Source organism: Streptomyces sp. NPDC054770 (assembly GCF_053611985.1).
This window is the reverse complement of record NZ_JBSHBL010000069.1, coordinates 33804-55192: the sequence shown is the minus strand read 5'-3', so window position 1 is coordinate 55192 and position 21389 is coordinate 33804. Positions and strand designations below refer to the sequence as shown.

The window sequence follows — 21389 nt, the reverse complement described above, 5'->3', positions numbered from 1 at the left end:
GCCCGGTTACATTCCGAACCCGGAAGCTAAGCCTTACAGCGCCGATGGTACTGCAGGGGGGACCCTGTGGGAGAGTAGGACACCGCCGAACAAATATTGAGAAAACCCCCGCATCATTGATGCGGGGGTTTTCTGCGTTATTCAGAAACTGACGTCCGCTGTCTCGACCGTGCCGCCCTTTCTGCCCGGGGCCTCCTGCCAGCTCCAGTAGAGGTTCGTGTGTGAGATGACCTGTTCGGGGGCCGGCGCGCCGTACGCGGTGAGGTCCTCTGTGGTGTGGGCGTCGCCGACCAGTGTCGCGTCGTAGCCGCGGACCATCGCGCCGTGCAGGGTGGAGCGGATGCAGGCGTCGGTCTGGGCGCCGGTCACGACCACGCGGCCCACGCCCCGTTCGGCGAGGACGGACTCCAGCTCGGTGTCCTCGAAGGAGTCTCCGTAGCGCTTGTGGACGAGGGGCTCGGTCGCTTCGCGGGTCAGCTCAGGGACGTACTGCCAGGGGGCGCTGTCCGGCTTCAGCTCGTCGCTGGAGTGCTGGATCCAGACCACGGGGACCGCCTCGGAACGGGCCTTGGCGAGCAGGGTGTTGATGTTGACGATGACCTCGTCGCGGTTGTGGGAGCTGTCCACCACCCCGTTCTGCACGTCCACGATCAGCAGGGCGGTGTTCGGACGGTTCGGAAGAGTCGTCATGACGCCCACCGTAGACGGCGGCACTGACAAACCAGGTGAGTACGGTGGCCGGTGGGCGTTAGCGTGACCGCATGAATGCTACGACCAGCGGTGATTACGTGATTCGCGCGATACGTTCCGACGAGTGGGAGGCCGTCAAGCGGTTGCGGCTCGCCGCGCTGCGGGACCCGGTCGCGGACATCGCGTTCCTGGAGAGCTACGAGGAGGCCTTGGATCGGCCGGACTCCTTCTATCGGGAGCGGGCCGAGCGTTCGGCCGCGGAGCCCAGCGGTGCACGGCAGTTCGTCGCGGTGGCCGCGGACGGGGAGTGGGCCGGGACCGTGACCGTGCTGATCGAGGAGGCCGGGACCACGGACTGGGCCGGGTTTCCCGTCGAGCGGCGGCAGGGGCATGTCGTAGGGGTGTTCGTACAGCCCGAGCACCGGGGCAGCGGGTTGGTCGAGGCGTTGTTCGCCGCCGGTGCGGAGTGGGCGCGGGAGCGGGGCGCGGAGCGGGTACGGCTGCTGGTGCATACGGAGAACCCGCGGGCCCAGGGGGCTTACCGCAAGGCCGGGTTCGTGCCGAGCGGGGTTCTGGTGCCGTTCTCCGACGACGAGGCGGAGGCCGAGAGCGAGGTCGAGTTCGTTCTGGAGTGGCCTGCCTAGACCGGCAGTTCCCGGTGCGGCCAGCGGGATCGGGCCTGTTCGTGGGAGCGGAGCAGGGCGAGGGTCGGCAGTCCCTGGCCGGTACCGGTGACCAGGAGGTCGGGGAGCTGCGGGAGCGGTGCCACGGCCGCCACGTCGTCCAGGACCAGGGTCAGTGGTGGGTCGAGCCGACCGGGGGATGACCGTTCGGCCATGCGCCGGCCGTGCTCGACCACGCTGGAGGCGAGGGCCGTCAGGAGGGGCATGGCGCCGGGCTTGGTCCTGGGGTCCTCGATGGATTCACCGACCACATAAAGCGTGCCCCCTTCATCGATGAAGGAATCCAGGGCGAGGGCATCGGATCGGTTGGGTGTGCAGGCCTCGCGGATGTTGACCGTGAAGAGGGCGGCGAGCGCCCTGGCCGTCAACTCCTGCGCGATGTCCCGGCGTTCCGGGTGGGAGGTGAGGGCGGCTTCCAGTTCGCCGGCGGCGCCGGGGGCGGCCTTGGGGTGGGTGCGGAGGGTTCGTACGGCGTCCTGGACGCCGGTGCCCTGTGCCCAGCGGTGGACGTGGCGGATCGTGCGGTTCTCCAGGGCGGCGGCGTGGAGGTAGCTGCGCAGGAGGGTCTCGGCCGTGTCCGTGACCGCCTGATCGATTTTCGCGGTCGGCTTGACCGGGGTGAGAAGTGCCTGGGCGCGCTGGATCGCGGTGTGCTTGTCCCCGCAGTGGGCCGTGGGGGACCAGTGGAAGCGGGCGGGGGTGTCGCAGAGGTGGTTCGGGTCGTAGAGGAGGACGGGGCCGAGTTTGGCTCGGGCGTCCTTCGTCTCCGACCAGAGGGCGGGGTTCGAGGTGACGACGAGGGCGGCGCCTGGTGCGTCCTGGATGGCCTGGGTCGCGGTCGCCTGCCGGCTCTCCCGCGGTGCGATGTGGATCCTGGTCCATGCGCCCGGCCGGTCACCGTCGGGGGCGGGGCGGATGTGCTCAAGGGGGTGCTCTGGGGCGGGTACGACGGGGGTGTGGGAGACCATGGCCGTCGGGACCGGCTCCACCGGGATCGCCGGCTCCGCAGGGAGCCGGCGGGTCGTCTCCTGGAAGGGCTCCCGGGCGGGTTCCCGGAAGGGCTCCCTGACGAGGGTCCTCTCCACCGTCTCCGGCTCGGTGCGCGGTTCCGGAAGCCCGGTCGCCGCCCCCCTGCCCCTCGCCGCCGCGGCCCGTCTTCTTCTCCCGGCCCGCCACCGGGTGACCGTCCCGAGTACGAACACGGTGAGGACGACCAGAACCATCACCTGGCCGATGAACAGGCCCCAGAAGAGCCCCCAGCCCGCCAGCCGGGCCGCCGGGGTGTCCGGCCAGGCGCCCGTGATGTCGTGCGGGGCGCCGATGAGGTGGCGCATCGCGAGCGGGGTGTGGGAGAGGTCGACGGTCGACGGCCAGCTGCCGTGGGCGAACCAGGCCGCCAGTCCCGTCGCCGTCCACACCATGATCGTGACGCCGAGCAGGAACCCGAGTATGCCGATCAGCAGGCCGTCGGGAATCCCGCCGCCCTGCTGATCGCGCCGATCGCGTTCCTGCCGAGGGTCCGGTCTCACGAACGGTCCTCCCTACGCCACCGTCGATTCGGAGTCGCCGAGGTGCTGCTCCACGAAGGCCGCCGCCCGCTGCTCCGCTTCCAGTTCGGCGGCGACCAGGGCGTCGTCCGCGGACAACAGGACGTCGCTGGACGACTCGGTCATCGCGCGGTCGGTGAAGACGAGCGGGCGTTCCGTCTCGGTGACCAGGTGTTTGACCACCTGGACGTTGCCGTTGACGTCCCAGACCGCGATGCCGGGGGTGAGCGTCGGGATGATCTCGACCGCCCAGCGGGGGAGGCCCAGCACGCGGCCCGTCGCCCGTGCCTCGTCCGCCTTCTGGGCGTAGACCGTCCTCGTCGACGCCATCTTCAGGATCGCCGCCGCCTCCTTGGCCGCCGCGCCGTCCACGACGTCGGACAGGTGGTGCACCACCGCCACGAACGACAGACCGAGCCGTCGGCCGAACTTCAGCAGCCGCTGGAACAGCTGGGCCACGAACGGGCTGGCGATGATGTGCCAGGCCTCCTCGACCAGGAAGATGCGCTTCTTGCGGTCGGGGCGGATCCAGGTGTGCTCCAGCCACACGCCGACGATCGCCATCAGGATCGGCATGGCGATGGAGTTGCGGTCGATGTGGGAGAGGTCGAAGACGATGAGCGGGGCGTCGAGGTCGATGCCGACCGTGGTCGGGCCGTCGAACATGCCGCGCAGGTCACCGTCGACCAGGCGGTCCAGGACCAGGGCGACGTCCAGGCCCCAGGCCCGTACGTCGTCTATGGCGACGTTCATCGCCTCGGCCGACTCCGGCTCGGGGTGTCGTAGCTGCTCGACGATGTCCGTCAGGACGGGTTGGCGGTCGAGGATCGACTCGTTGACGTAGGAGTGGGCGACCTTCAAGGCGAATCCCGCGCGCTCGTCGAGGCCGTGGCCCATCGCCACTTCGATGATGGTCCGCAGCAGCGCCAGCTGGCCCGTCGTCGTGATCGCCGGGTCCAGCGGGTTGAGGCGGATGCCGTGGTCCAGGGCCGCCATCGGGTCGAGCCGGATGGGGGTTATCCCCAGTTCTTCCGCGATGAGGTTCCATTCGCCGACGCCGTCCTCGCCCTGGGCGTCCAGGACGACGACCTGGCGGTCGCGGAAGCGCAGCTGCCGGAGGACGTAGGTCTTCTCCAGGGCCGACTTGCCGTTGCCGGACTCGCCGAGGACGAGCCAGTGCGGGGCCGGGAGTTGCTGGCCGTAGAGCTGGAAGGGGTCGTAGATGTAGCCCTTGCCGGAGTACACCTCGCGGCCGATGATGACGCCCGAGTCGCCGAGGCCGGGGGCGGCCGTGGGGAGGTAGACCGCCTGGGCCTGGCCGGTGGAGGTGCGCACCGGTGAGCGGGTCGTCTCGACCTTCCCGAAGAGGAAGGACGTGAAGGCTTCGGTGAGGACGGACAGCGGGTCCCTCATCAGCGCATCAGCCTCTACCTTCGGATTCCGGTGGCGAAGGGCAGTGTGTTCACGAAGGCGCGGTGGTGCTCGCGGTCGCACCACTCCAGCTTCAGGTACGACTTTCCGGCGGACGCCCTTATCGTGCGCTTGTCGCGGTTGAGGGCCTCCGGGGTGCGGGAGGAGACGGTGATGTAGCCGACCAGGTTGACGCCGGCCGCGCCGCTGGCCAGGTCCTCGCCGCGCTGGTCGAGGCGGGTGTGGGCGGCGATGTCGCGGGGGTCGACGGTCCGGTTCATCTTGGCGGCGCGGGACGCCTCCGCCTCGTCGTTGGTCTTCTCCGTGAGCATGCGTTCGATGGCGACCTCGGTGGGTTCCAGGTCCATCGTCACGGCGACCGTGCGGATGACGTCCGGGGTGTGGACCAGGAGGGGCGCCAGGAAGTTGACGCCGACCGGGGTCATCGGCCACTCCTTCACCCAGGCCGTGGCGTGGCACCAGGGCTCTCTGGTGCTGGACTCGCGGGTCTTGGCCTGGAGGAACGTGGGCTCCATGGCGTCCAGTTCGGCCGGCCAGGCGTTGCGCTGGGTCATCGCCTGGATGTGGTCGATGGGGTGGTCCGGGTCGTACATGGAGTGGATCAGGGATGCGAGGCGGCCCTGGCCGAGGGGCTGGCGGACGCGGATGTCCGCTTCCTGGAGGCGGGAGCAGATGTCCGTGAGTTCGCGGGCCATGACGACCGCGAGACCGGCGTCGCGGTCCAGTTTGCGGCCGGACCGGGGGCGGGCCGCGCGGGCCATCGCCTGGGCCTCGGCGGCCAGTTCGCGGGAGTAGTGCATGCAGGCGACCAGGTAGGCGCGGTGCTGCTCGCTGCTGGTGGAGACCATGGACTGGAGCTGGTCGTAGGAGCGGGACAGCCAGTCCGGGGCCTTGTCGTCGCCGCGCTGGGCGACGTCCTTGGCGTGTGCGTCGGGGTCGGCGGGGAGGGTGCGGGCGAGCATCTGGAGGCGGGTGACGAAGCCGTCGCCGTTCGCCACGTGCTTGAGGAGGGTGCCGAAGCGGTCGACGAGGGCTTCCTGGTCCTCGGAGTCGCGCAGGCCGACGCCGGGGCCCTCGATCTCGATGGCGGCGGTGACCGTCTTGCGGTCCGCGTGCAGGAGTACGGCGATCTCGTCGGGGCCGAAGGGTGCGGCGAGCCAGTTGATGCGGCCGATGCCGGGCGGCGGTCCGACCTCGACCTCGCGGCCGTCGATCCGGGTGCCCGCCTCGGACGCGGTGGACCGGTAGACCGTGCCCTGGCGCAGGCTCCGCTTGTAACTGCGGTTGATCTCGAACCACTTGTAGAACGTACGGCGCTTGTACGGCACGTAGACCGCGGCCAGTGCGAGCAGCGGGAAGCCCATCAGCAGGACGATCCGCAGGGAGAGGACCGGGACGAGGAGCCCGCACATCATGCCGAGGAACGCGCCCGCGATGATGAGCGCGATCTCGCCGGACTCACGGTTCCTGCCGATGATCGCGTTCGGCCTGGCGCGGCCGATGAGATACGTACGGCGGGGCGTGATCGGATGGGACAGGTGGGACTCTGTCGTCAACGCCCTTCACCTCCCGAGCTGTTGTTGCGGGTGTTGCTGGCGTGCGGGGTGTTCGCCGGGCTGGGCGCGCGGGGTGCGGGTGCGGCGGAGGGGACAGTTCCGCCGCCACCACCGTTCGGGGTGCGCGTGCTGTGCGCGGCGACGCCGCCCGAGGCGGGGTTGGACGGGCGGGCACCGGAGGCGCCGGAACCGCCGCCGCCCCCGCCGCCGTTGTTGTCGGCGCGGGCGCTGTGGGTTCTGATGCCCTGGGCGACGAGGTTGGCGGGGCTGCTGATGACGGCGGCGGCCTTGCCTTCGGCGCCCTGCATGATGCGGTTGCTGCGGCCGGCCGCGATCTCGTCGCCGAAGCCGGGGACGAAGCGGTAGATCATCGCGCTGGCGAAGATGGCGAGCAGGATGATGGCGAGGCCGGAGACGACGGCGGAGAAGGCGTCGGGGCCGCCGTCGGAGGACAGGGCGCCGGCGAGGCCGAGCACTATCACGATGACCGGTTTCACGAGGATGACGGCGATCATGATGCCGGCCCAGCGGCGGACGTGGCCCCACAGGTTCTTGTCGACGAGGCCGGCGTAGACGACGGTGCCGAGGAGGGCGCCGACGTAGAGCAGGGCGGCGCGGATGACGAGCTCCAGCCACAGGACGCCGGCGGCGAGGATGCTGACCAGGGAGGCGACGATCAGCATGATCGGGCCGCCGCCGATGTTGTCGCCCTTGTTGAGGGCGGCGGAGAAGGTGCCGAAGAACGTGTCGGTCTGGTCGCCGGTGGTCTTGGCGAGGACGTCGGTGACGCCGTCGGTGGCCGAGACGACCGTGTAGAGGATCAGGGGGGTGAAGGCGGAGGCCAGGACGGTGAGCCAGAGGAACCCGATGGCTTCGGAGATGGCGGTGGACAGGGGGACCCCGCGCACCGCCCGCTTCGCCACGGCCAGCAGCCACAGCAGCAGGGTGAGGATCGTCGAGGCGGCGAAGACGACGGCGTACTGCTGGAGGAACTTCTCGTTGGTGAAGTCGACGTTGGCGGTCTCCTTGACGGCACCGCTGAGCTTGTCGACGGTCCAGGAGGCGGCCTTGGCGCAGCCCTGGGCGAGGGAGGAGAGGGGGTCGAGGGTGGAGGTGAGGGGATCGGTGGAGCTGCCGCTGCTGCCGCCGGAGCCGCTCTCGCAGAGCTGCAGGGACGGGCCGCTCATTCCGGCGCAGTTGCCGCCGCTCTGGGTGGGAGAAGGGCTGGCGGTGGCGGAGGCGCTGGGTGAGGGGTCCGCGAAGGCGCGGGTGGCCAGGAGGACGGCGGAGGTCTGCACGCAGGCCACCAGTCCGGTCAGCTTGAGCACGTGGTGCCGGCTAGCGGGCATAGGTGAACCCTCCGAATTCCTGGACCGCCTTGGTGATCTCGTCGGTTCCGGACACGGGGTTGTCGCCGGTGACCGGGGTGGGGCCGGTTCTCTGACTGGATCCCAGGACCTTCCAGTCGCCGTCGCTCCAGTTCAGCTTGATGGTGACGGTGAACCAGTTGCTGGTGACGGGGTTGGTCGACTTCTCGCCGGACATGCCGAACAAACCGTTGCACCAGACCTCGACGGTGGCGGCGCCGGTGCTGTACGACGTGACCTTGGCGCCGGCCGGCAGTGTGCGGCTGACGAAGGTGCTGCCCTGGGGAGCCGTGCCGTCGGCGTTGAGGCCGGCCTTCTTCAGGAAGTCGGTGGAGTAGTCGGTGTCGAAGCCGGACTGCATGCTGTTCATGACGCTGGGGTCGGCGACGGTCTGCACGATCGAGTGCCGGGTCGCGGTGATGAACATGCCGTCGGAGCCCAGCGCCGTCGCGTAGTTGGCCGCGGCGCTCTGGGCGCCCTGCTGGCTGTGCGCGTATCCCGTCGGGATGCCGTCGCTCTTCGTCTCCACCGGCTTGGTCCCGCTGGCCGCCGTCGAGGACGTCACCGGCTGTCCGGCGTTGCCGTTGCTGCCGGTGTCGGTGCTGTCCGAGGAGCCGTCGTTGCCGCCTCTGTTCGCGAACGCGATCGCCGCGATCAGGAGGACGACCACGCCGACGACCGTGACCAGGCTCCGTGAGGAGGAGCGGCCGCCGCGGCGGGCGCCGCCGTAGGGGTCGTCGGGAAGGCGGGTGCGGGTGTGGCCGGTCTCCGGGTAACCGGGCTCGTCTCCGAGGCTCATGCCGGGTACTCCCCCTCCACGTCGTACCGGAACGCGTAGCAGTACGACGGTAGCCGTGCTGGTTCCCGCGCGGGCGCGGTGTGGTGACTCGACATCAGGGAAACGCAACCTCGGAACGGGGGATGAAGAGGTCCAGGCGGCTAGACGGCCATGCCGTACACGATGGTGAACAGGGTGCCGAGGGAGCCGATGATGAAGACTCCGGTGAGGCCGGCGATGATGAGGCCCTTGCCCTGTTCGGCGCTGAAGGTGTCGCGGAGGGCTGTGGCGCCGATGCGCTGTTTGGCGGCTCCCCAGACGGCGATGCCGAGGCAGAGCAGGATGGCGACGGCCATGACCACCTGGATCATCGTCTTCGCCTCGTTGCCCAGGCTGCCGAAGGGGCCCCAGTCCGGAGCGATTCCGCCGATGATGGTGTTGATGTCACCCTTGTCGGCTGCAAGGAACATGTAAGTCACCGCCCCTGGTGGGTAGTTATGTCCGCCCCTGCCGGGTGCAGAGGTCACGCATCATTGTCGCCGACAACGTCGCCGGAGTATGTCGACTTGACGTCATTGATTGGCGGGTTTCGTATGAAGGCATCGTACGGTCACTCTGTGTATCACGGCAGGTCACGCCGGGCAATGAGGCCTGGGCGAAACCTGTCGTGTGGTTCCGTCGTTGACCCCTTTTACGACCTGGCACGGTTTATGACGGCCAGTCGGGTGAATGCCACCGTCTCGATGTTCTCATGACGAACGGGCCGCGGCTGGTTGCCGCGACCCGTCACAGAAGGGGAGCCGGTACTAGTTGGCGAAGGCGCTGATGCCCTCGGGGGTGCCCCAGCCGGTCGGGCCGTCGTAGCCGGTGGTGGCGGTGCAGAAGTACGAGGTGGTGCAGGTGCCGTTGTTGCCGCTCGTTACGTCGTTGAGGGACGAGGTGCCCGCGTAGTCGTACGGGTACTGGGCGGGGTAGGTGCCGCTGGCCGGGGTGCCGGCGAGGGCGTAGACGCCGGCGATGATCGGCGCGGAGACGCTGGTGCCGCCGAAGGTGTACCAGCCGGCGGTGACGCCGTAGGAGTCGTAGACGGAGACGCCGGTCGCCGGGTCGGCCACCGCGGAGACGTCGGACTCCATGCGCTTGGTGCAGCCGGTGTCGGTCTGCCAGCTGGGCTTGGCGTCGTAGGAGGAGCAGCCGGAGCCGGTGCCCTCGGTGCTGGACGTCTTCCAGACGGTCTCGGTCCAGCCGCGGGTGGTCGAGGAGGTGGACAGCTTGGTGCCGCCGACCGCGGTGACGTACCGGGAGGTCGCCGGGTACTCGGCGCCGTAGGCGCTGTCACCGGAGGAGACGGTGATGGCTACGCCCGCGTGGTTGTAGTACGAGGTGTCGTACGTGGTCTGGGAGGAGGACTCGGAGCCGCCGTAGCTGTTGGAGACGAACTTGGCGCCGAGGGCGACGGCCTCGTTCTCCGCGGTGCCGAGGTTGGCGTAGCTGGCGCTGGTGGCCTCGACGAGCGTGATGTTGCACAGCGGGCAGATCGCGGATGCCATGTCGAGGTCGAGGGAGATCTCCTCGGACCAGCCGGCGTCGGACGTGGGCAGCGAGGTGGTGGAGCCGGTCTGGCTGACCTTCTTGAAGCAGCCGTTGGCCGTCGTGCAGGCCGACAGGCCGTAGTACGAGCGGTAGGTGGCGAGGTCCGCCTCGGCGTTCGGGTCGTTGTACGCGTCGACGATCGCGATGGTCTCGCCCGAGCCGTTGGAGGCGGCGGCGGAGGTCAGGCCGTAGGCCGACCGGAGGTTGGTCGGGCTGTAGCCGGAGGGGGTGGAGGCGTCGGCGGCCTTGGGGGTGATGCCGGTCCTCGCGGCCTGCATCTTCTGGAAGGCGGTGAGGCCGCCGGTGACACGGTAGGACTTGCAGGTGAGGTCACCCGTGTGCTTGGGGGTGGCACAGGGGGTCGAGACGTAGGTCACCTTGCTGGACGCGGTGGAGGCCGCGTCGGCCTGGACGGCGGTGCCGAAGCCGGTGAAGACCAGCGCGGCCGTGGCCGCTGCGGCGGCGCCGATGCGGCGCCAGCCACCGCGTGCGGACGGTCTGTTGGGGGGAGTGGAACGCATACGTGCAGCCTCCTGAGTTCCGGAACGGGGGTTGGAACAGGGGCGGTGCGGGTGCGATCTGGTGCGTTCGCCGCCGGTGCGGGTTCCCCGGCGGCGAGGGCGGCGGCCCGCGAAGAGAATCCTTTGTTGAGTACGCGACAACAAGAGGCTGCTGGAATCCTGACTTCCGCATTGCTGAACGAGGCCTTCGCGTGACCCTTCGATGGCTGTCCGTTGTCTTGCGGGTGGCGGGTACTTGACTCAACTCACAGGAGATGCATGGGAGTTGCCAAGGACATGAAAAACGGGCCACGGCCGGATGCCGTGGCCCGTCTCTCTTTCCCTGCCGCCGAGGGGACCCCACGTCCCCCTTACGGTGGCGGCTCCCCGTGACCCGACGGGGAGGTCGATCCGAAGGGCTCAGCCGGTGAAGGCGTCGGTCCCCTCGGGGGTGCCCCAGCCGGTCGGGCCGTCGTAGCCCGACTTGGCGGTGCAGTAGTACGAGGTGGAGCAGGTGCCGTTGTTGCCGCTCGTCACGTCGTTCAGGGCGGAGGTGCCGGCCGCGGCGTAGGGGTACTCGGCCGGGTAGTCGCTGCTGCCGGGGGTGCCGGCCAGGGCGTAGACCGAGGCGATCAGCGGCGAGGAGGCGCTGGTGCCGCCGTAGGTGTTCCAGCCGGTGCCGTCGGAGCCGTAGCTGTCGTAGACGGAGACGCCGGTGGCCGGGTCGGCGACCGCCGAGACGTCGGCGATCATGCGCTTGGAGCAGCTGGTGTCGGTCTGCCAGGTGGGCTTGGCGTCGTAGGCGGAGCAGCCGGAGCCGGTGCCCTCGGTGCTGGACGTCTTCCACACCGACTCGGTCCAGCCGCGGCTGTTGGAGGAGGTCTTCAGGGCGGTGCCGCCGACGGCGGTCACGTAGCGGGAGGCGGCCGGGTACTCGGCGCCGTAGCCCTCGTCACCGGCGCTCGCGGTGATGGCCACGCCCGCGTGCTTGTAGTACGAGGTGTCGTACGAGGTGTCCGAGGAGGACTCGGAGCCGCCGTAGCTGTTCGAGACGAACTTGGCGCCCAGCTTGACGGCCTCGTTCACCGCGGTGCCCAGGTTGGCGTCGGAGGCGGACTTGGCCTCGACGAGCAGGATGTTGCAGTTCGGGCAGGTCGCGCTGACCATGTCGAGGTCGAGGGACTCCTCGCCGGCCCAGCCGCTGTCGGCGGAGGGGAGGGAGGTGGTGGAGCCGGTCTGGGAGACCTTCTTGAAGCAGCCGTTGTCGGTCGTGCAGTCCGACAGGCCGTAGTACGACCGGTAGGTGGCCAGGTCCGCCTCGGCGTTCGGGTCGTCGTAGGCGTCGACGATGGCGACGGTCTCGCCCGAGCCGTTGGAGGCGGCGGCGTCCGTCAGGCCGTAGGCGGACTGGATGTCCGAGGGGCCGTATCCGGTGGGGGAGGCGGAGGCGGCGTTCGGCTTGACGGTCTTCGGGGTGGTGCCCCGGAGGGCGGCCTGCTTCTCCATGAAGGCGGTGGTGCCGCCGGTGACCCGCAGGGCGTTGCAGGCGGCGAAGCCCTTCTTCGGGGTGGCGCCGCAGCCGGCCTTCTCGTACTGGACGTGGGCCTTGGCGACCTGGGCGGCGATGGCCTTGGTGCTGACCTTGTGGGCCGTGGCGGGGGTCGCGGTGGCCGCGGTGGCGGTGGCCGCGGTGCCGAGGCCGGCGGCCAGGAGTGCGGCGGTGGCCGCGGCGGCGGAGCCGATACGGCGCCATCTACCGGCTATGTGGGGGGAGTTGGGCGTACGCAACGTACAGCCTCCTGGGAGAGGTTGGGACAGAGGCCTGCGGGTGGGGGAACCACCGGTGTGGTGGCCGGTGGGGGCGGCGGCCCGCGACGAACCATTCCCTTGTTGAGTACGCGACAACAAGGTGGATTTCGGAATCCTGACTTCCGCGTTACTGAAGGGCGGGTGGGGCTTACTGATCATTGGGGGCTGGATGGCCGGAAGTTGGGGTCCGGTTGACCTGAAGCCCGTCCGGGGTGGGGCTCAATGCGCGTTGATCGGGGCGTACCGAGCGGCCGCGAGCCCTCAAGTGGACCGGAATCAGCGGGGCTTGAGGCCGTGCAGGAGGAGGTGGATGTGCTGCTCCAGGCCGGCCAGGACCACGTCCGGCCGCAGGGTGCCGTTGGTGGCCAGCGCGGCCAGGCCGTGGACGCCGGCCGCGGCCGCGAGGGTGACGGCCTCCGGGTCGCCCTGGACGATCTCGCCGCGCTGCTGGGCGTCGGCGACCAGCTGCACGAAGGAGCCCAGCGAGAGCTCGGCGGAGGCGGCCAGTTCGGTGCCGAGGTCCGGGTCGTGCTTGCGGGAGTACATCAGCTCCAGCAGCTCGGGGTTGTCGACGGCGAAGGTGACGTAGGCGCGGGCGAGCGCGGTCATGCGCGGTTCGAGGGCGGTGTCCGGGCGGTTCGCCGCGGCCAGGGCCTGGTTCAGGCGCTCGAACCCGCTGAGGGTGAGCGCGTCCAGCAGGGCCTGCTTGTCCTTGAAGTGCCGGCCGGGGGCGGCATGGCTCACCCCGGTGTCACGTGCCAGTTCGCGCAGGGACAGGGCGGCGGTGCCCTTCTCGCGCAGGGTGCGCTCGGCGCCGGCGAGCAGGGCGGCGCGCAGGTCTCCGTGGTGGTAGGGGCGGCTTCGCGACATGGGTGCCATCGTAACCCGATGTTGTCGTTGACAGCATTGTTGTCGACGCCTACATTGGCGCCATGGCTGAGAAGAATCGCACATGGAACGCGTCCGACCTGCCCGCTCTCTCCGGCCGTACGGCCGTGGTCACCGGCGCCAACAGCGGCATCGGCTTCACCGCCGCGGACGCGCTGGCCCGGGCGGGTGCGCATGTGGTGTTCGCGGTACGGGACCCGGAGCGCGGGCGCGCGGCCGCGGCCAGGGTGAACGGCAGCACCGAGGTCCGCCGCCTGGACCTGGCCGACCTGTCCTCGGTACGGGAGTTCGCCGCGGGCTGGGACCGGCCGCTGGACCTCCTGATCAACAACGCGGGCGTGATGATGCTCCCGGAGCTGCGCACCGCGGACGGCTTCGAGATGCAGTTCGGCACCAACCACCTGGGCCACTTCGCACTGACGAACCTGCTGCTGCCGTACGTCACGGACCGCGTGGTCACGGTCTCCTCGGGCCTGCACCGGAGCGGCGACGGAGTGATCCACTTCGACAACGTGAACCTCAAGGGCAGCTACAACCCGACCCGCGCCTACGCCCAGTCCAAGCTGGCGAACCTGCTGTTCGTGCTGGAACTCCAGCGCCGGCTGACGGAGGCCGGCTCCCGTGTCCGCGCGCTCGCCGCCCACCCCGGCTACGCGAACACCAACCTGCAGAGCCACCACGCCAACCCGGTGGCCCGCCAGGTCCTGCGGCTCAGCAACCGCCTCGTCGCCCAGGACGACCGCGCGGGCACCCTGCCCACGCTGTACGCGGCGACCCAGGACCTGCCGGGCGCGAGCTACGTCGGCCCGGACGGCCTCGGCGAGATGCGGGGCGCGCCGACCCTGGTCGGCCGCAGCGCGGCGGCCAGCGACCCGGCGGCGGCCCGCAGGCTGTGGACGCTGTCGGAGGAGATGACGGGCGTGACGTGGGCGCCCGGGGCGGGAGCCGCGTGAACGTCGTGAACACCACGGCCGGGTGACCGCCCAGGTGGTGGACGTGCGGCGGGACTGTCCGCGCGGCCGGATACGGTGAGCGCTCACGACCGACACGACGGATACGACGGCCTTCCGGGAGGTGGCGCGGTGGGCGCCGTGGACTTCACCCTCACCGGACGTACGGCCCTGGTGACCGGCTCCGTGCGGGGGCTGGGCCTGGAGATGGCGCGGGGCCTGGCGGGCGCCGGCGCGCGGGTGGTCCTCAACGGCCGGGACGCGGCGACGCTTCAGGCGGTGGCCTCCCGGCTGCGCGAGGAGGACGGCCTGGACGTGACGGGCGCGGCCTTCGACGTCACCGACCGGGAGGCGGCCGAGGAGGCGGTGACCGCCGTCGGCGCGATCGACATCCTGGTCAACAACGTGGGCCACCGGGACCGCCGGGGCGTCGAGGAGATGGCCCCGGAAGAGCTGTCCGCGCTGCTCGACGTCCACCTGACGTCGGCGTACGCGCTGAGCCAGACGGTCGCCCGGGGCCTGGCCGCGCGGGGCACGCCGGGCCGCATCATCAACGTCTCGTCCGTCGTCGGCCAGCTCGGCCGCATCGGCGACGTCGCCTACGCCACGGCGAAGGCGGGCCTGGACGGACTGACCCGGGCGCTCGCCGCCGACCTGGGCCCGAGCGGTACGACGGTGAACTCCGTCGCCCCGGGCACCTTCGCGACGGACGTCAACGCGGAACTCGCCGAGGACCCGGAGTGGGAGCGCTGGCTGCGCACCCGCACCGCCCTGGGCCGCTGGGGCCGCCCGGCGGAGATCGCGGGAATCGTCGTCTTCCTGGCGAGCGACGCAGCGTCCTTCATCACGGGGCAGACCATCGCGGTGGACGGGGGGATGACGACGACGTTCTGAGCGTGAGTCCCGCCGGAGCTCTGCTGACCGGAGAGGCCTCGCCGCCCGTCAGGTCATCGGCACCGACGGGCAGAGAACGGAAGATCCCCTGATCGCTCTCGTGGTACTCGGCGATCGCCCGGGCGCAGAGTGTTTCGAGGCCCCGTATGTCCAGAGCGCGGTTCCCGCCGTCGAGATCTCTGATCCTCGAAGGGATGCCGAGCAGCCCGCTGACCGTGTCGAGGTGTCCTCTGAACAGCTGGTCGTCTCTGGTATCTGGGCTAGTCGATTTTGTACGTGGTGCGGTCGTACTCCTGTGAAATCAGTGCGAGACGGTGTGCCGTCCACAGTTCCGTGTCGTCACTCAGGCTCGTCCTTCCCGCACGACGGACCAGCTTCGCGCTCTCGTATTCGAGGTGCAGCACGGCATCTCCCGGCACCTGTTCGAGCAGCCGGGACGTGAGCAGCACGACCCCTGCGGTGACGCCGGACGGCCGCAAGGGCGGTTCCCGGGAAAAACTCAGTGAAGTCGGGAACCGTTTCTCACCTTTGTGGGAGACAGTAGGGCCTGATGAAGCGCACCTCACGCATCTCTGCCACCTCGCGACGCGTCGCGCTCTGCGGTGTGGTCGTGCTGGCCGCCATGTCGGCCTCCGTCGCGGCCGCCGACGAGGCCGCGGGGCCGTTCGGGGTGACCGCGGTGGTCGGGACCACGGCGGAAAGCGCCCGGGTCGGGGCGCTGTTCGGCGCCGACAAGGCCGGCAGCCTGTCCGGCAACCACTTCTGCACCGCCTCCGTCGTGCACAGCCCGCAGCGGGACCTGATCGTCACCGCCGCGCACTGCATCGACGGGGACGGAGACGCCACGGGGCTCGTGTTCGTGCCGGGATACCGGGACGGGCAGGCGCCGTACGGGGTGTGGAAGATCGGGAAGCGGTACCTGCCCGACGGGTGGGCCCACGGGCAGAGCGAGGACAGCGACGTCGCCTTCGCCGCCGTGGAGGAGAGGGACGGGAAGCGGGTCGAGGACGTGACCGGGAGCAACCGGTTCGCCGCGGGTGTGGCCACCGGCGCCACCGCCGTCACCGTCACCGGCTACCCCGACTCCCGTGAGGTGCCGGTCAGCTGCACCAACAAGCCGGTCCCGCACAGCGCCACCCAACAGCGCATCGACTGCCCCGAGTTCACCGGCGGTACGAGTGGGAGTCCGTGGGTGAACGGGGACCACGAGGTGGTCGGAGTGCTGGGCGGGCACGAACAGGGCGGCCTGACCCCCGACGTCTCGTACAGCGTGGTGCTCGGCCGGGAGGCCGCCGAGCTGTACAAGGACGCCACCGGCGGCTGAGCCGACGGGCTGAGGGGGCGTCATGTGCGCCGTCTTCCTGTGAAATAGCGCCACTCTCGGCCGAAATGGCGTTGAACAGCCCTGGCATGGGGGAGGGTTGGGGCGTGCGGAAAGTATGGGTGATCGGTGGCGCGACGGCGGCGCTCGGGCTGAGTTTCGTCATGCTGCTCGTCGTCGGCGTGTACGTCGTCGCCGGGAACCTTCTGGGCGAGGTCGGCGGCACCGGCAAGACCCTGGCCAAGGGCGCCGTACCCGCCGCGTACCAGACGCTCGTGCAGAAGTGGGGCAACCTCTGCTCCGCCCTCAACCCCGCCCTGCTCGCCGCACAGCTCTACCAGGAGAGCGGGTTCAACCCGAAGGCGCAGAGCCCGGCGGCCGCGCAGGGGATAGCCCAGTTCATCCCGGGGACCTGGGCCACCCACGGCATCGACGGGAACGGCGACGGGGTCCGCGACGTCTGGGACCCGAACGACGCGATCCCGTCGGCCGCCTCCTACGACTGCCAGCTCGCCTCCTACGTCAAGGACGTGCCCGGCAACGTCTCCGACAACATGCTCGCGGCCTACAACGCGGGGGCGTACGCGGTCATCAAGTACAAGGGCGTGCCGCCGTACAAGGAGACCCAGAACTACGTCAAGACCATCACCACCCTGGAGGAGAGCTTCGCCGCGCCCGTCAGCCGGCTCTCCCCGACCAAGCAGGCCGCCGGGGCCATCAACTACGCCCAGAACAAGCTCGGCACCCCCTACCTCTGGGGCGGCAACGGCACCGCCGCGGACGGCGGCCGCTTCGACTGCTCCGGGCTGACCAAGGCGGCGTACGCGAGCGTCGGGATCACGCTGCCGCGGGTCGCCAACGACCAGTACAACGCCGGGCCGCATCCCTCCCGCAAGGAGCTGCTCCCGGGAGACCTCGTCTTCTTCTCCACCGACCTCTCGAACTCCCGCGCCATCCACCACGTGGGGATCTATGTCGGTGGCGGCTACATGATCGACGCGCCCTACACCGGGGCCGTGATCCGTTTCGACCCCATCGACTCGGCCGACTACTTCGGGGCCACCCGGGTCACCGAGGATGGCGCGAAAGCGCTCCCCACGACGGTGTGAACCGAGCGTATAACCCACCCCCTGAGCTGGGGGTTTGTGTCTCTCTTCGATAACGTCTGCGTGATCATTCGGTGGAACCTGGAACGTAGTGGTGTGGGCCGTGCGTTCCTGTTGACGTAGCCGACCACGGGGGTGGCAGCGAGCGACGCACAGCAGGTGCGTCCCGGAAAGACGACGAAGGGGCCGCAGCGCGATGGCTGTAATCGCCGAATCCGGATCGAACCCCGACGTCGACCTGCTCTACGACATCAACGGCCTGGCCAAGGACGCACCGCACTGGTTCGACCGGGCCATGGAGTTCGTCGGGGAGTACGGGCTGCTGGTCGCGATGGTGCTGCTGGTGGTGTGGTGCTGGTGGTCCGTACGGCGCCGGGGGGCCGAGGACGCCGCGTCCACGATGGCCGCGCTGGTGTGGGCGCCGCTCGCCGCCGCGATCGCCGTCCTCGTGAACGTTCCCATCCGCGGCTTCGTCGAGCGGCCCCGGCCGTTCCTCACCCACCAGGGACTCGACGTCCTCGTCTCCGGCAAGACCGACTACTCCTTCGTGAGCGACCACGCGACGATCACCATGGCGATGGGGGTCGGGCTGTTCGTCGCCAACCGGAGGTTCGGGCTGGCGGGGATCGGACTGGCGCTGGCGGAGGGGTTCTGCCGGGTGTACATGGGGGTGCACTACCCGACGGACGTCGTCGGGGGGTTCGCCCTGGGCACGGCGGTCGTCCTTCTCCTCTCCCCGCTGGCGACCGCCTTGCTGACGCCGGTGCTGAAGGCGGTGGAGGGCTCGGCGCGGGTGGGGTGGATCGTGCGGGGACGGTCGGCGCGGGTGGGACTGGTGCCGGGGGGCCGTACGACGGTGGAGTCGGAGGAGCGGGACCTGGCGGCGTAGGCGGGGCTGAGGTGGGGGGTGGGGACGCTTACCGGCGCCGGCAGGGTGCCGCTGCGCCCACCCGTGCCGCCCCAGCGGCACGACTGCCCGCAGCTGAGTAGCCCCGTAAGGGGCGCTGGGGGTCCCCCCGGCCGAAGGCTGGGGGAGGAACTGCGCGACCAGCCCCCGCGCACCCGCGGGTACGCAACCCGCCGAGCCACCCCTCCCTACAACCCCTGCGCGTACGAGAAGAACCGCTGCGGGTCGTACTGCTTCTTCACCGTGCCCAGCTTCGTCGCGGCGTCGCCGTAGTACGCCTTCTTCCAGTTCGTCAGCGTCGGGTCCGTGTAGTTCTGGTAGGCCGCGCCGGAGGCATACGGCTTCATCGCCGTGTGCGCCGCGTTCAGCCAGGCCTGGCCGGTGCTGCCGGAGGCCCCCGCCCCCCAGGACACGATGTACTGCGCCAGCATCCGCGACCGGCGGTGCACGAACGCCGTCGCCGTCGGCGAGACCCGGTTCACCGCCCCGCCCAGCGCCGTGAACGCGATGCTGCCCGCGCCTCCCCGGACCGCGGAGATCTGCCGCAGGGCGGTCTGGATGCCGGCCGCCGACAGGGAGCGGTCGAAGAAGTCGGAGCGGGCCGTGTAGGTCTCGCGGCCGAGCTTGCCCTGGGGGGAGCGGCCGGGGGTGGAGCCGGGCAGGTGGCACTGGGGCTCGGTGGAGAAGGAGGAGCAGCCGGCGTAGATCTCCATCGCCTCCTCGTAGCCGTGGCGGCGCAGGGAGACGGAGGAGGCGTTGGCGCCGGCCGCGTGGGCGAGGGCGTCCACGGCGTTCTGGAGTTCGCCGTAGGTGCCCATGGAGAAGCAGGCCACCGAGACGCGCGGGCCGCTGCCCGAGTTCTCCAGGTGCAGGGAGGACCAGATCTCGTCCGGCTGGGAGGGGCCCCACTCCTGCCAGGCCTTGAGGACCTGCGCCGCCTTCGCCCACGGCCAGGTCAGGTACGCCGTCACGCCCTGCGGGGTCGGGTGGGTCCTGAACTGCAGCTCCGTCACGACGCCGAAGTTGCCGTTGCCGGCCCCGCGCAGTGCCCAGAAGAGGTCCTTGTTGGTGCTCGCGTTGGCGACCACCTGCGTGCCGTCCGCCGTGATCAGCGTCGCCTGGGTGAGGCTGTCGCAGGTCAGGCCGTACGCGCGGGACGCGACCCCGTGGCCGCCGCCGAGGACCAGGCCGGAGACGCCGACGGTGGGGCAGGAGCCCGCCGGTATGGTCACGCTCTTGGCCGCCAGGGCCCGGTAGACGTCGATCAGCTTGGAGCCGGCGCCGACGACCGCCGTGCCGCCGCTGACCCGGATGCGGTTCAGCTTGGAGACGTCGAGTATCAGGCGGCCGTCGCCGGAGGAGTAGCCCGCGTAGGAGTGGCCGCCGTTGCGGATCGAGACCTTCAGCGCGTGCGCCTGGGCGTACGCCAGGGTGGTGCGGATGTCGTCGGCGTGCGCCACGTACGCGACGGCCGCCGGCTTCAAGCCGTCGAAGCGGGTGTTGTAGAGCTGGTGGGCCGTCGTCCAGGCGGCCTCGCCGGGGCGGACCAGGGTGCCGTCCAGGGCGTGGGCGAGGGCGGTCCAGTTGGCCGCGGCCGCTGCGCTGGTGGTCTTCAGCGCCGTACGAGAGGATGTGGTCGCGAGTGGCGCGCCGGTCGTGTGGGATGCGGTGGCGCCGCCGGAGCTGCACCCCGTCAGTGCGGTCGCCGCGAGGGTGGCCGCCCCGCCCGCTATGAAGGTACGCCGTTCCATGCCCGTGCCTTTCGTCGGCTGTCGTGGGACGAGACGACGTTCTGTCGCACACGGGTTCCCGTCCGGTGCGACGAACGCTGTGACGTCGTAACGGCTGTGATGCCGAACGCCGAAGACTTGTTCGCTTAACCCGGCCGTTGGAACCAGCGCGTGCCCTCACCGTGAGCGTTCCGTGACCTAACCGGGTCGACGGCAGGGGTTCACCCCCCGTTCACCTATGGCCATCGGCCGCTTCACCTGTTCTGCCTAATTTCGGCCGTACCGGGTGCGGTGAGCGGTCGTTAATGCGCAGTGCAGGAGGCCCTCGCCCACCACCTACTTCGCACGCCGCCGAAGGTGGCGCCTCTGGAAGGAACCCCCGAAAGTGAAGCTTCAGCGCAAGAACCGGCTGCGCGCCCTGTCTCTCGGTGCTGTCGCCGTCTCCGGCGCCCTGGCCCTCACGGCGTGCGGCTCGGACGACAACGGTGGCAGCAGCGGTTCGAGCACGTCTTCGGCCTCCGCCAACGCCAGCTCCATCAAGTGCGACAACGCCAAGGGCCAGCTGCTCGCCGACGGCTCCTCCGCGCAGAAGAACGCGATCGACGCCTGGGTGAAGAGCTTCTCGCAGGCCTGTGGTGTGCAGATCAACTACAAGGGCTCCGGCTCCGGTGCCGGTGTGACCGCCTTCACGCAGGGCCAGATCGCCTTCGCCGGTTCCGACTCGGCGCTGAAGCCCGAAGAGGTCACGGCCTCCAAGAAGGTCTGCTCCGGCGGCCAGGGCATCGACCTCCCGATGGTCGGCGGCCCGATCGCCCTCGGTTACAACGTCCCGGGTGTCGACAACCTGGTCCTGGACGCGCCGACGATCGCCAAGATCTTCGACAGCAAGATCACCAAGTGGAACGACGCGGCGATCAAGAAGCTGAACCCCTCCGCGAAGCTCCCGGACCTGAAGATCCAGGCGTTCCACCGCTCGGACGAGTCGGGTACGACGGACAACTTCACCAAGTACCTGATCGCCGCCACCCCGGACAACTGGAAGTACTCCGGCGGCAAGGCCTGGCAGGCCAAGGGCGGCCAGTCCGCTCCGCAGTCCGCGGGTGTCGCGCAGCAGGTCAAGCAGACCTCCGGCGCCATCGGCTACTTCGAGCTCTCCTACGTCACGGACGGCGTCAAGGCCGTCTCGATCGACACGGGTGCCAGCAAGCCGGTCGCCCCGTCCACCGAGTCCGCCACCGCCGACATCGCGGCCGCCAAGGTCGTCGGCACCGGCAAGGACCTGTCGCTCCAGCTCGACTACAAGACCAAGGCCGAGGGTGCGTACCCGATGACCCTGGTCACGTACGAGATCGTCTGCGACGCGGGCAACAAGGCCGACACCCTCCCGGCGACCAAGGCGTTCCTGCGCTACATCGCCTCCGAGGACGGCCAGAAGGTCCTCTCCACGATCGACTACGCGCCCGTCCCCGACGAGATCATCGCCAAGGTCCGCACCACCATCGAGGGCCTGAGCTAAAGATCCGCGAGTGCGGCCGAGTTCCGGACGGAACCCGGCCGCACCGTCCGGTGCACCGCCGCCCGGAGCCGTACACCCCTACGTGCGGGGCGTTCGGCTCCTCCGAGCCGCCCCCGCAGGCGA

The 21389-nt window shown here is 70.0% G+C and carries 19 protein-coding genes and 1 rRNA gene; 8 read left to right on the top strand and 12 right to left on the bottom strand.

Going from position 1 to position 21389, the window contains the following annotated elements:
- A 5S ribosomal RNA gene (rrf, locus tag ACWGKQ_RS40130) occupies window positions 1–91 on the top strand; the annotation flags it as partial.
- Between the two features lie 50 nt (window positions 92–141).
- Here the strand turns inward: rrf and ACWGKQ_RS40125 are convergent.
- The gene (locus ACWGKQ_RS40125) at window positions 142–690 is read right to left on the bottom strand and encodes an isochorismatase family protein (RefSeq protein WP_453297000.1); all 549 of its coding nucleotides are present in this window, start codon (window positions 688–690) and stop codon (window positions 142–144) included.
- A gap of 71 nt (window positions 691–761) precedes the next feature.
- Here ACWGKQ_RS40125 and ACWGKQ_RS40120 point away from each other — a divergent pair, with 71 nt between their 5' ends.
- Complete coding sequence (locus tag ACWGKQ_RS40120; RefSeq protein WP_453296999.1) at window positions 762–1334, top strand: GNAT family N-acetyltransferase; 573 nt, start codon at window positions 762–764, stop codon at window positions 1332–1334.
- Here ACWGKQ_RS40120 and ACWGKQ_RS40115 read toward each other — a convergent pair.
- The 9 genes from ACWGKQ_RS40115 to ACWGKQ_RS40075 form a co-directional block, all read right to left on the bottom strand.
- Window positions 1331–2902 carry a type IV secretory system conjugative DNA transfer family protein gene (locus ACWGKQ_RS40115; protein WP_453296998.1) on the bottom strand — a complete coding sequence of 524 codons (1572 nt, stop codon included), beginning with the start codon at window positions 2900–2902 and terminating at the stop codon, window positions 1331–1333. The genes ACWGKQ_RS40120 and ACWGKQ_RS40115 overlap by 4 nt on opposite strands.
- Window positions 2903–2914: 12 nt before the next feature.
- Entirely contained in the window at window positions 2915–4333 is a 1419-nt protein-coding gene (locus ACWGKQ_RS40110; RefSeq protein ID WP_453296997.1) for an ATP-binding protein, read from the bottom strand.
- 14 nt (window positions 4334–4347) lie between these two features.
- Window positions 4348–5907: an SCO6880 family protein gene (locus tag ACWGKQ_RS40105; RefSeq protein WP_453296996.1), complete on the bottom strand. Its 1560-nt coding sequence runs from the start codon at window positions 5905–5907 to the stop codon at window positions 4348–4350.
- Window positions 5904–7256 carry a hypothetical protein gene (locus ACWGKQ_RS40100; protein WP_453296995.1) on the bottom strand — a complete coding sequence of 451 codons (1353 nt, stop codon included), beginning with the start codon at window positions 7254–7256 and terminating at the stop codon, window positions 5904–5906. Before ACWGKQ_RS40100 ends, ACWGKQ_RS40105 begins: the two co-directional genes overlap by 4 nt.
- A complete protein-coding gene (locus ACWGKQ_RS40095; RefSeq protein WP_453296994.1) occupies window positions 7246–8073 on the bottom strand; it encodes a hypothetical protein in 828 nt (275 codons plus the stop codon). The genes ACWGKQ_RS40100 and ACWGKQ_RS40095 overlap by 11 nt, the downstream gene beginning before the upstream one ends.
- Window positions 8074–8213: 140 nt before the next feature.
- Window positions 8214–8522 (bottom strand): hypothetical protein, encoded by a 309-nt coding sequence (locus tag ACWGKQ_RS40090; RefSeq protein WP_089101683.1) that lies wholly within the window; start codon window positions 8520–8522, stop codon window positions 8214–8216.
- A gap of 336 nt (window positions 8523–8858) precedes the next feature.
- Window positions 8859–10166, bottom strand: a complete 1308-nt coding sequence (locus ACWGKQ_RS40085) for a S53 family peptidase (protein WP_453296993.1) — start codon at window positions 10164–10166, stop codon at window positions 8859–8861.
- 399 nt (window positions 10167–10565) lie between these two features.
- Window positions 10566–11933, bottom strand: coding sequence for a S53 family peptidase (locus tag ACWGKQ_RS40080; RefSeq protein WP_453296992.1), 1368 nt, complete (start codon window positions 11931–11933; stop codon window positions 10566–10568).
- Window positions 11934–12230: 297 nt separating this feature from the next.
- The gene (locus ACWGKQ_RS40075) at window positions 12231–12833 is read right to left on the bottom strand and encodes a TetR/AcrR family transcriptional regulator (protein ID WP_453296991.1); all 603 of its coding nucleotides are present in this window, start codon (window positions 12831–12833) and stop codon (window positions 12231–12233) included.
- 53 nt (window positions 12834–12886) lie between these two features.
- Between ACWGKQ_RS40075 and ACWGKQ_RS40070 the strand changes: the two genes are divergently transcribed.
- Together ACWGKQ_RS40070 and ACWGKQ_RS40065 are read left to right on the top strand one after the other, a co-directional pair.
- Window positions 12887–13795, top strand: coding sequence for an oxidoreductase (locus tag ACWGKQ_RS40070; protein WP_453296990.1), 909 nt, complete (start codon window positions 12887–12889; stop codon window positions 13793–13795).
- A 129-nt stretch (window positions 13796–13924) separates the two neighbouring features.
- The gene (locus ACWGKQ_RS40065) at window positions 13925–14686 is read left to right on the top strand and encodes an SDR family oxidoreductase (RefSeq protein ID WP_453296989.1); all 762 of its coding nucleotides are present in this window, start codon (window positions 13925–13927) and stop codon (window positions 14684–14686) included.
- A 260-nt stretch (window positions 14687–14946) separates the two neighbouring features.
- On the opposite strand, the gene ACWGKQ_RS40060 is transcribed toward ACWGKQ_RS40065, so the two are convergent.
- Complete coding sequence (locus tag ACWGKQ_RS40060) at window positions 14947–15135, bottom strand: SitI3 family protein (protein WP_453296988.1); 189 nt, start codon at window positions 15133–15135, stop codon at window positions 14947–14949.
- Window positions 15136–15236: 101 nt separating this feature from the next.
- Between ACWGKQ_RS40060 and ACWGKQ_RS40055 the strand changes: the two genes are divergently transcribed.
- The 3 genes from ACWGKQ_RS40055 to ACWGKQ_RS40045 all read left to right on the top strand — a co-directional run bounded on the left by ACWGKQ_RS40055 (window position 15237) and on the right by ACWGKQ_RS40045 (window position 18002).
- Entirely contained in the window at window positions 15237–16010 is a 774-nt protein-coding gene (locus ACWGKQ_RS40055) for a trypsin-like serine peptidase (protein ID WP_453296987.1), read from the top strand.
- An 86-nt stretch (window positions 16011–16096) separates the two neighbouring features.
- Window positions 16097–17116: a C40 family peptidase gene (locus ACWGKQ_RS40050; RefSeq protein WP_453296986.1), complete on the top strand. Its 1020-nt coding sequence runs from the start codon at window positions 16097–16099 to the stop codon at window positions 17114–17116.
- A gap of 193 nt (window positions 17117–17309) precedes the next feature.
- Complete coding sequence (locus ACWGKQ_RS40045; RefSeq protein ID WP_453296985.1) at window positions 17310–18002, top strand: phosphatase PAP2 family protein; 693 nt, start codon at window positions 17310–17312, stop codon at window positions 18000–18002.
- Between the two features lie 206 nt (window positions 18003–18208).
- On the opposite strand, the gene ACWGKQ_RS40040 is transcribed toward ACWGKQ_RS40045, so the two are convergent.
- Window positions 18209–19771 (bottom strand): FAD-dependent oxidoreductase, encoded by a 1563-nt coding sequence (locus tag ACWGKQ_RS40040; protein ID WP_453296984.1) that lies wholly within the window; start codon window positions 19769–19771, stop codon window positions 18209–18211.
- Between the two features lie 364 nt (window positions 19772–20135).
- Between ACWGKQ_RS40040 and pstS the strand changes: the two genes are divergently transcribed.
- On the top strand, window positions 20136–21266 hold the full coding sequence (pstS, locus tag ACWGKQ_RS40035) for a phosphate ABC transporter substrate-binding protein PstS (RefSeq protein ID WP_453296983.1): 1131 nt from the start codon (window positions 20136–20138) through the stop codon (window positions 21264–21266).
- Window positions 21267–21389: the final 123 nt, after the last annotated feature.

Coding starts and splice junctions, on each gene's coding strand:
- ACWGKQ_RS40055 (WP_453296987.1), top strand. CDS start 15,237: ATGAAGCGCACCTCACGCATCTCTGCCACCTCGCGACGCGTCGCGCTC.
- ACWGKQ_RS40125 (WP_453297000.1), bottom strand. CDS start 690: ATGACGACTCTTCCGAACCGTCCGAACACCGCCCTGCTGATCGTGGAC.
- ACWGKQ_RS40070 (WP_453296990.1), top strand. CDS start 12,887: ATGGCTGAGAAGAATCGCACATGGAACGCGTCCGACCTGCCCGCTCTC.
- ACWGKQ_RS40090 (WP_089101683.1), bottom strand. CDS start 8,522: ATGTTCCTTGCAGCCGACAAGGGTGACATCAACACCATCATCGGCGGA.
- ACWGKQ_RS40040 (WP_453296984.1), bottom strand. CDS start 19,771: ATGGAACGGCGTACCTTCATAGCGGGCGGGGCGGCCACCCTCGCGGCG.
- ACWGKQ_RS40095 (WP_453296994.1), bottom strand. CDS start 8,073: ATGAGCCTCGGAGACGAGCCCGGTTACCCGGAGACCGGCCACACCCGC.
- ACWGKQ_RS40050 (WP_453296986.1), top strand. CDS start 16,097: ATGGGGGAGGGTTGGGGCGTGCGGAAAGTATGGGTGATCGGTGGCGCG.
- ACWGKQ_RS40100 (WP_453296995.1), bottom strand. CDS start 7,256: ATGCCCGCTAGCCGGCACCACGTGCTCAAGCTGACCGGACTGGTGGCC.
- ACWGKQ_RS40120 (WP_453296999.1), top strand. CDS start 762: ATGAATGCTACGACCAGCGGTGATTACGTGATTCGCGCGATACGTTCC.
- ACWGKQ_RS40085 (WP_453296993.1), bottom strand. CDS start 10,166: ATGCGTTCCACTCCCCCCAACAGACCGTCCGCACGCGGTGGCTGGCGC.
- ACWGKQ_RS40110 (WP_453296997.1), bottom strand. CDS start 4,333: ATGAGGGACCCGCTGTCCGTCCTCACCGAAGCCTTCACGTCCTTCCTC.
- ACWGKQ_RS40045 (WP_453296985.1), top strand. CDS start 17,310: ATGGCTGTAATCGCCGAATCCGGATCGAACCCCGACGTCGACCTGCTC.
- ACWGKQ_RS40075 (WP_453296991.1), bottom strand. CDS start 12,833: ATGGCACCCATGTCGCGAAGCCGCCCCTACCACCACGGAGACCTGCGC.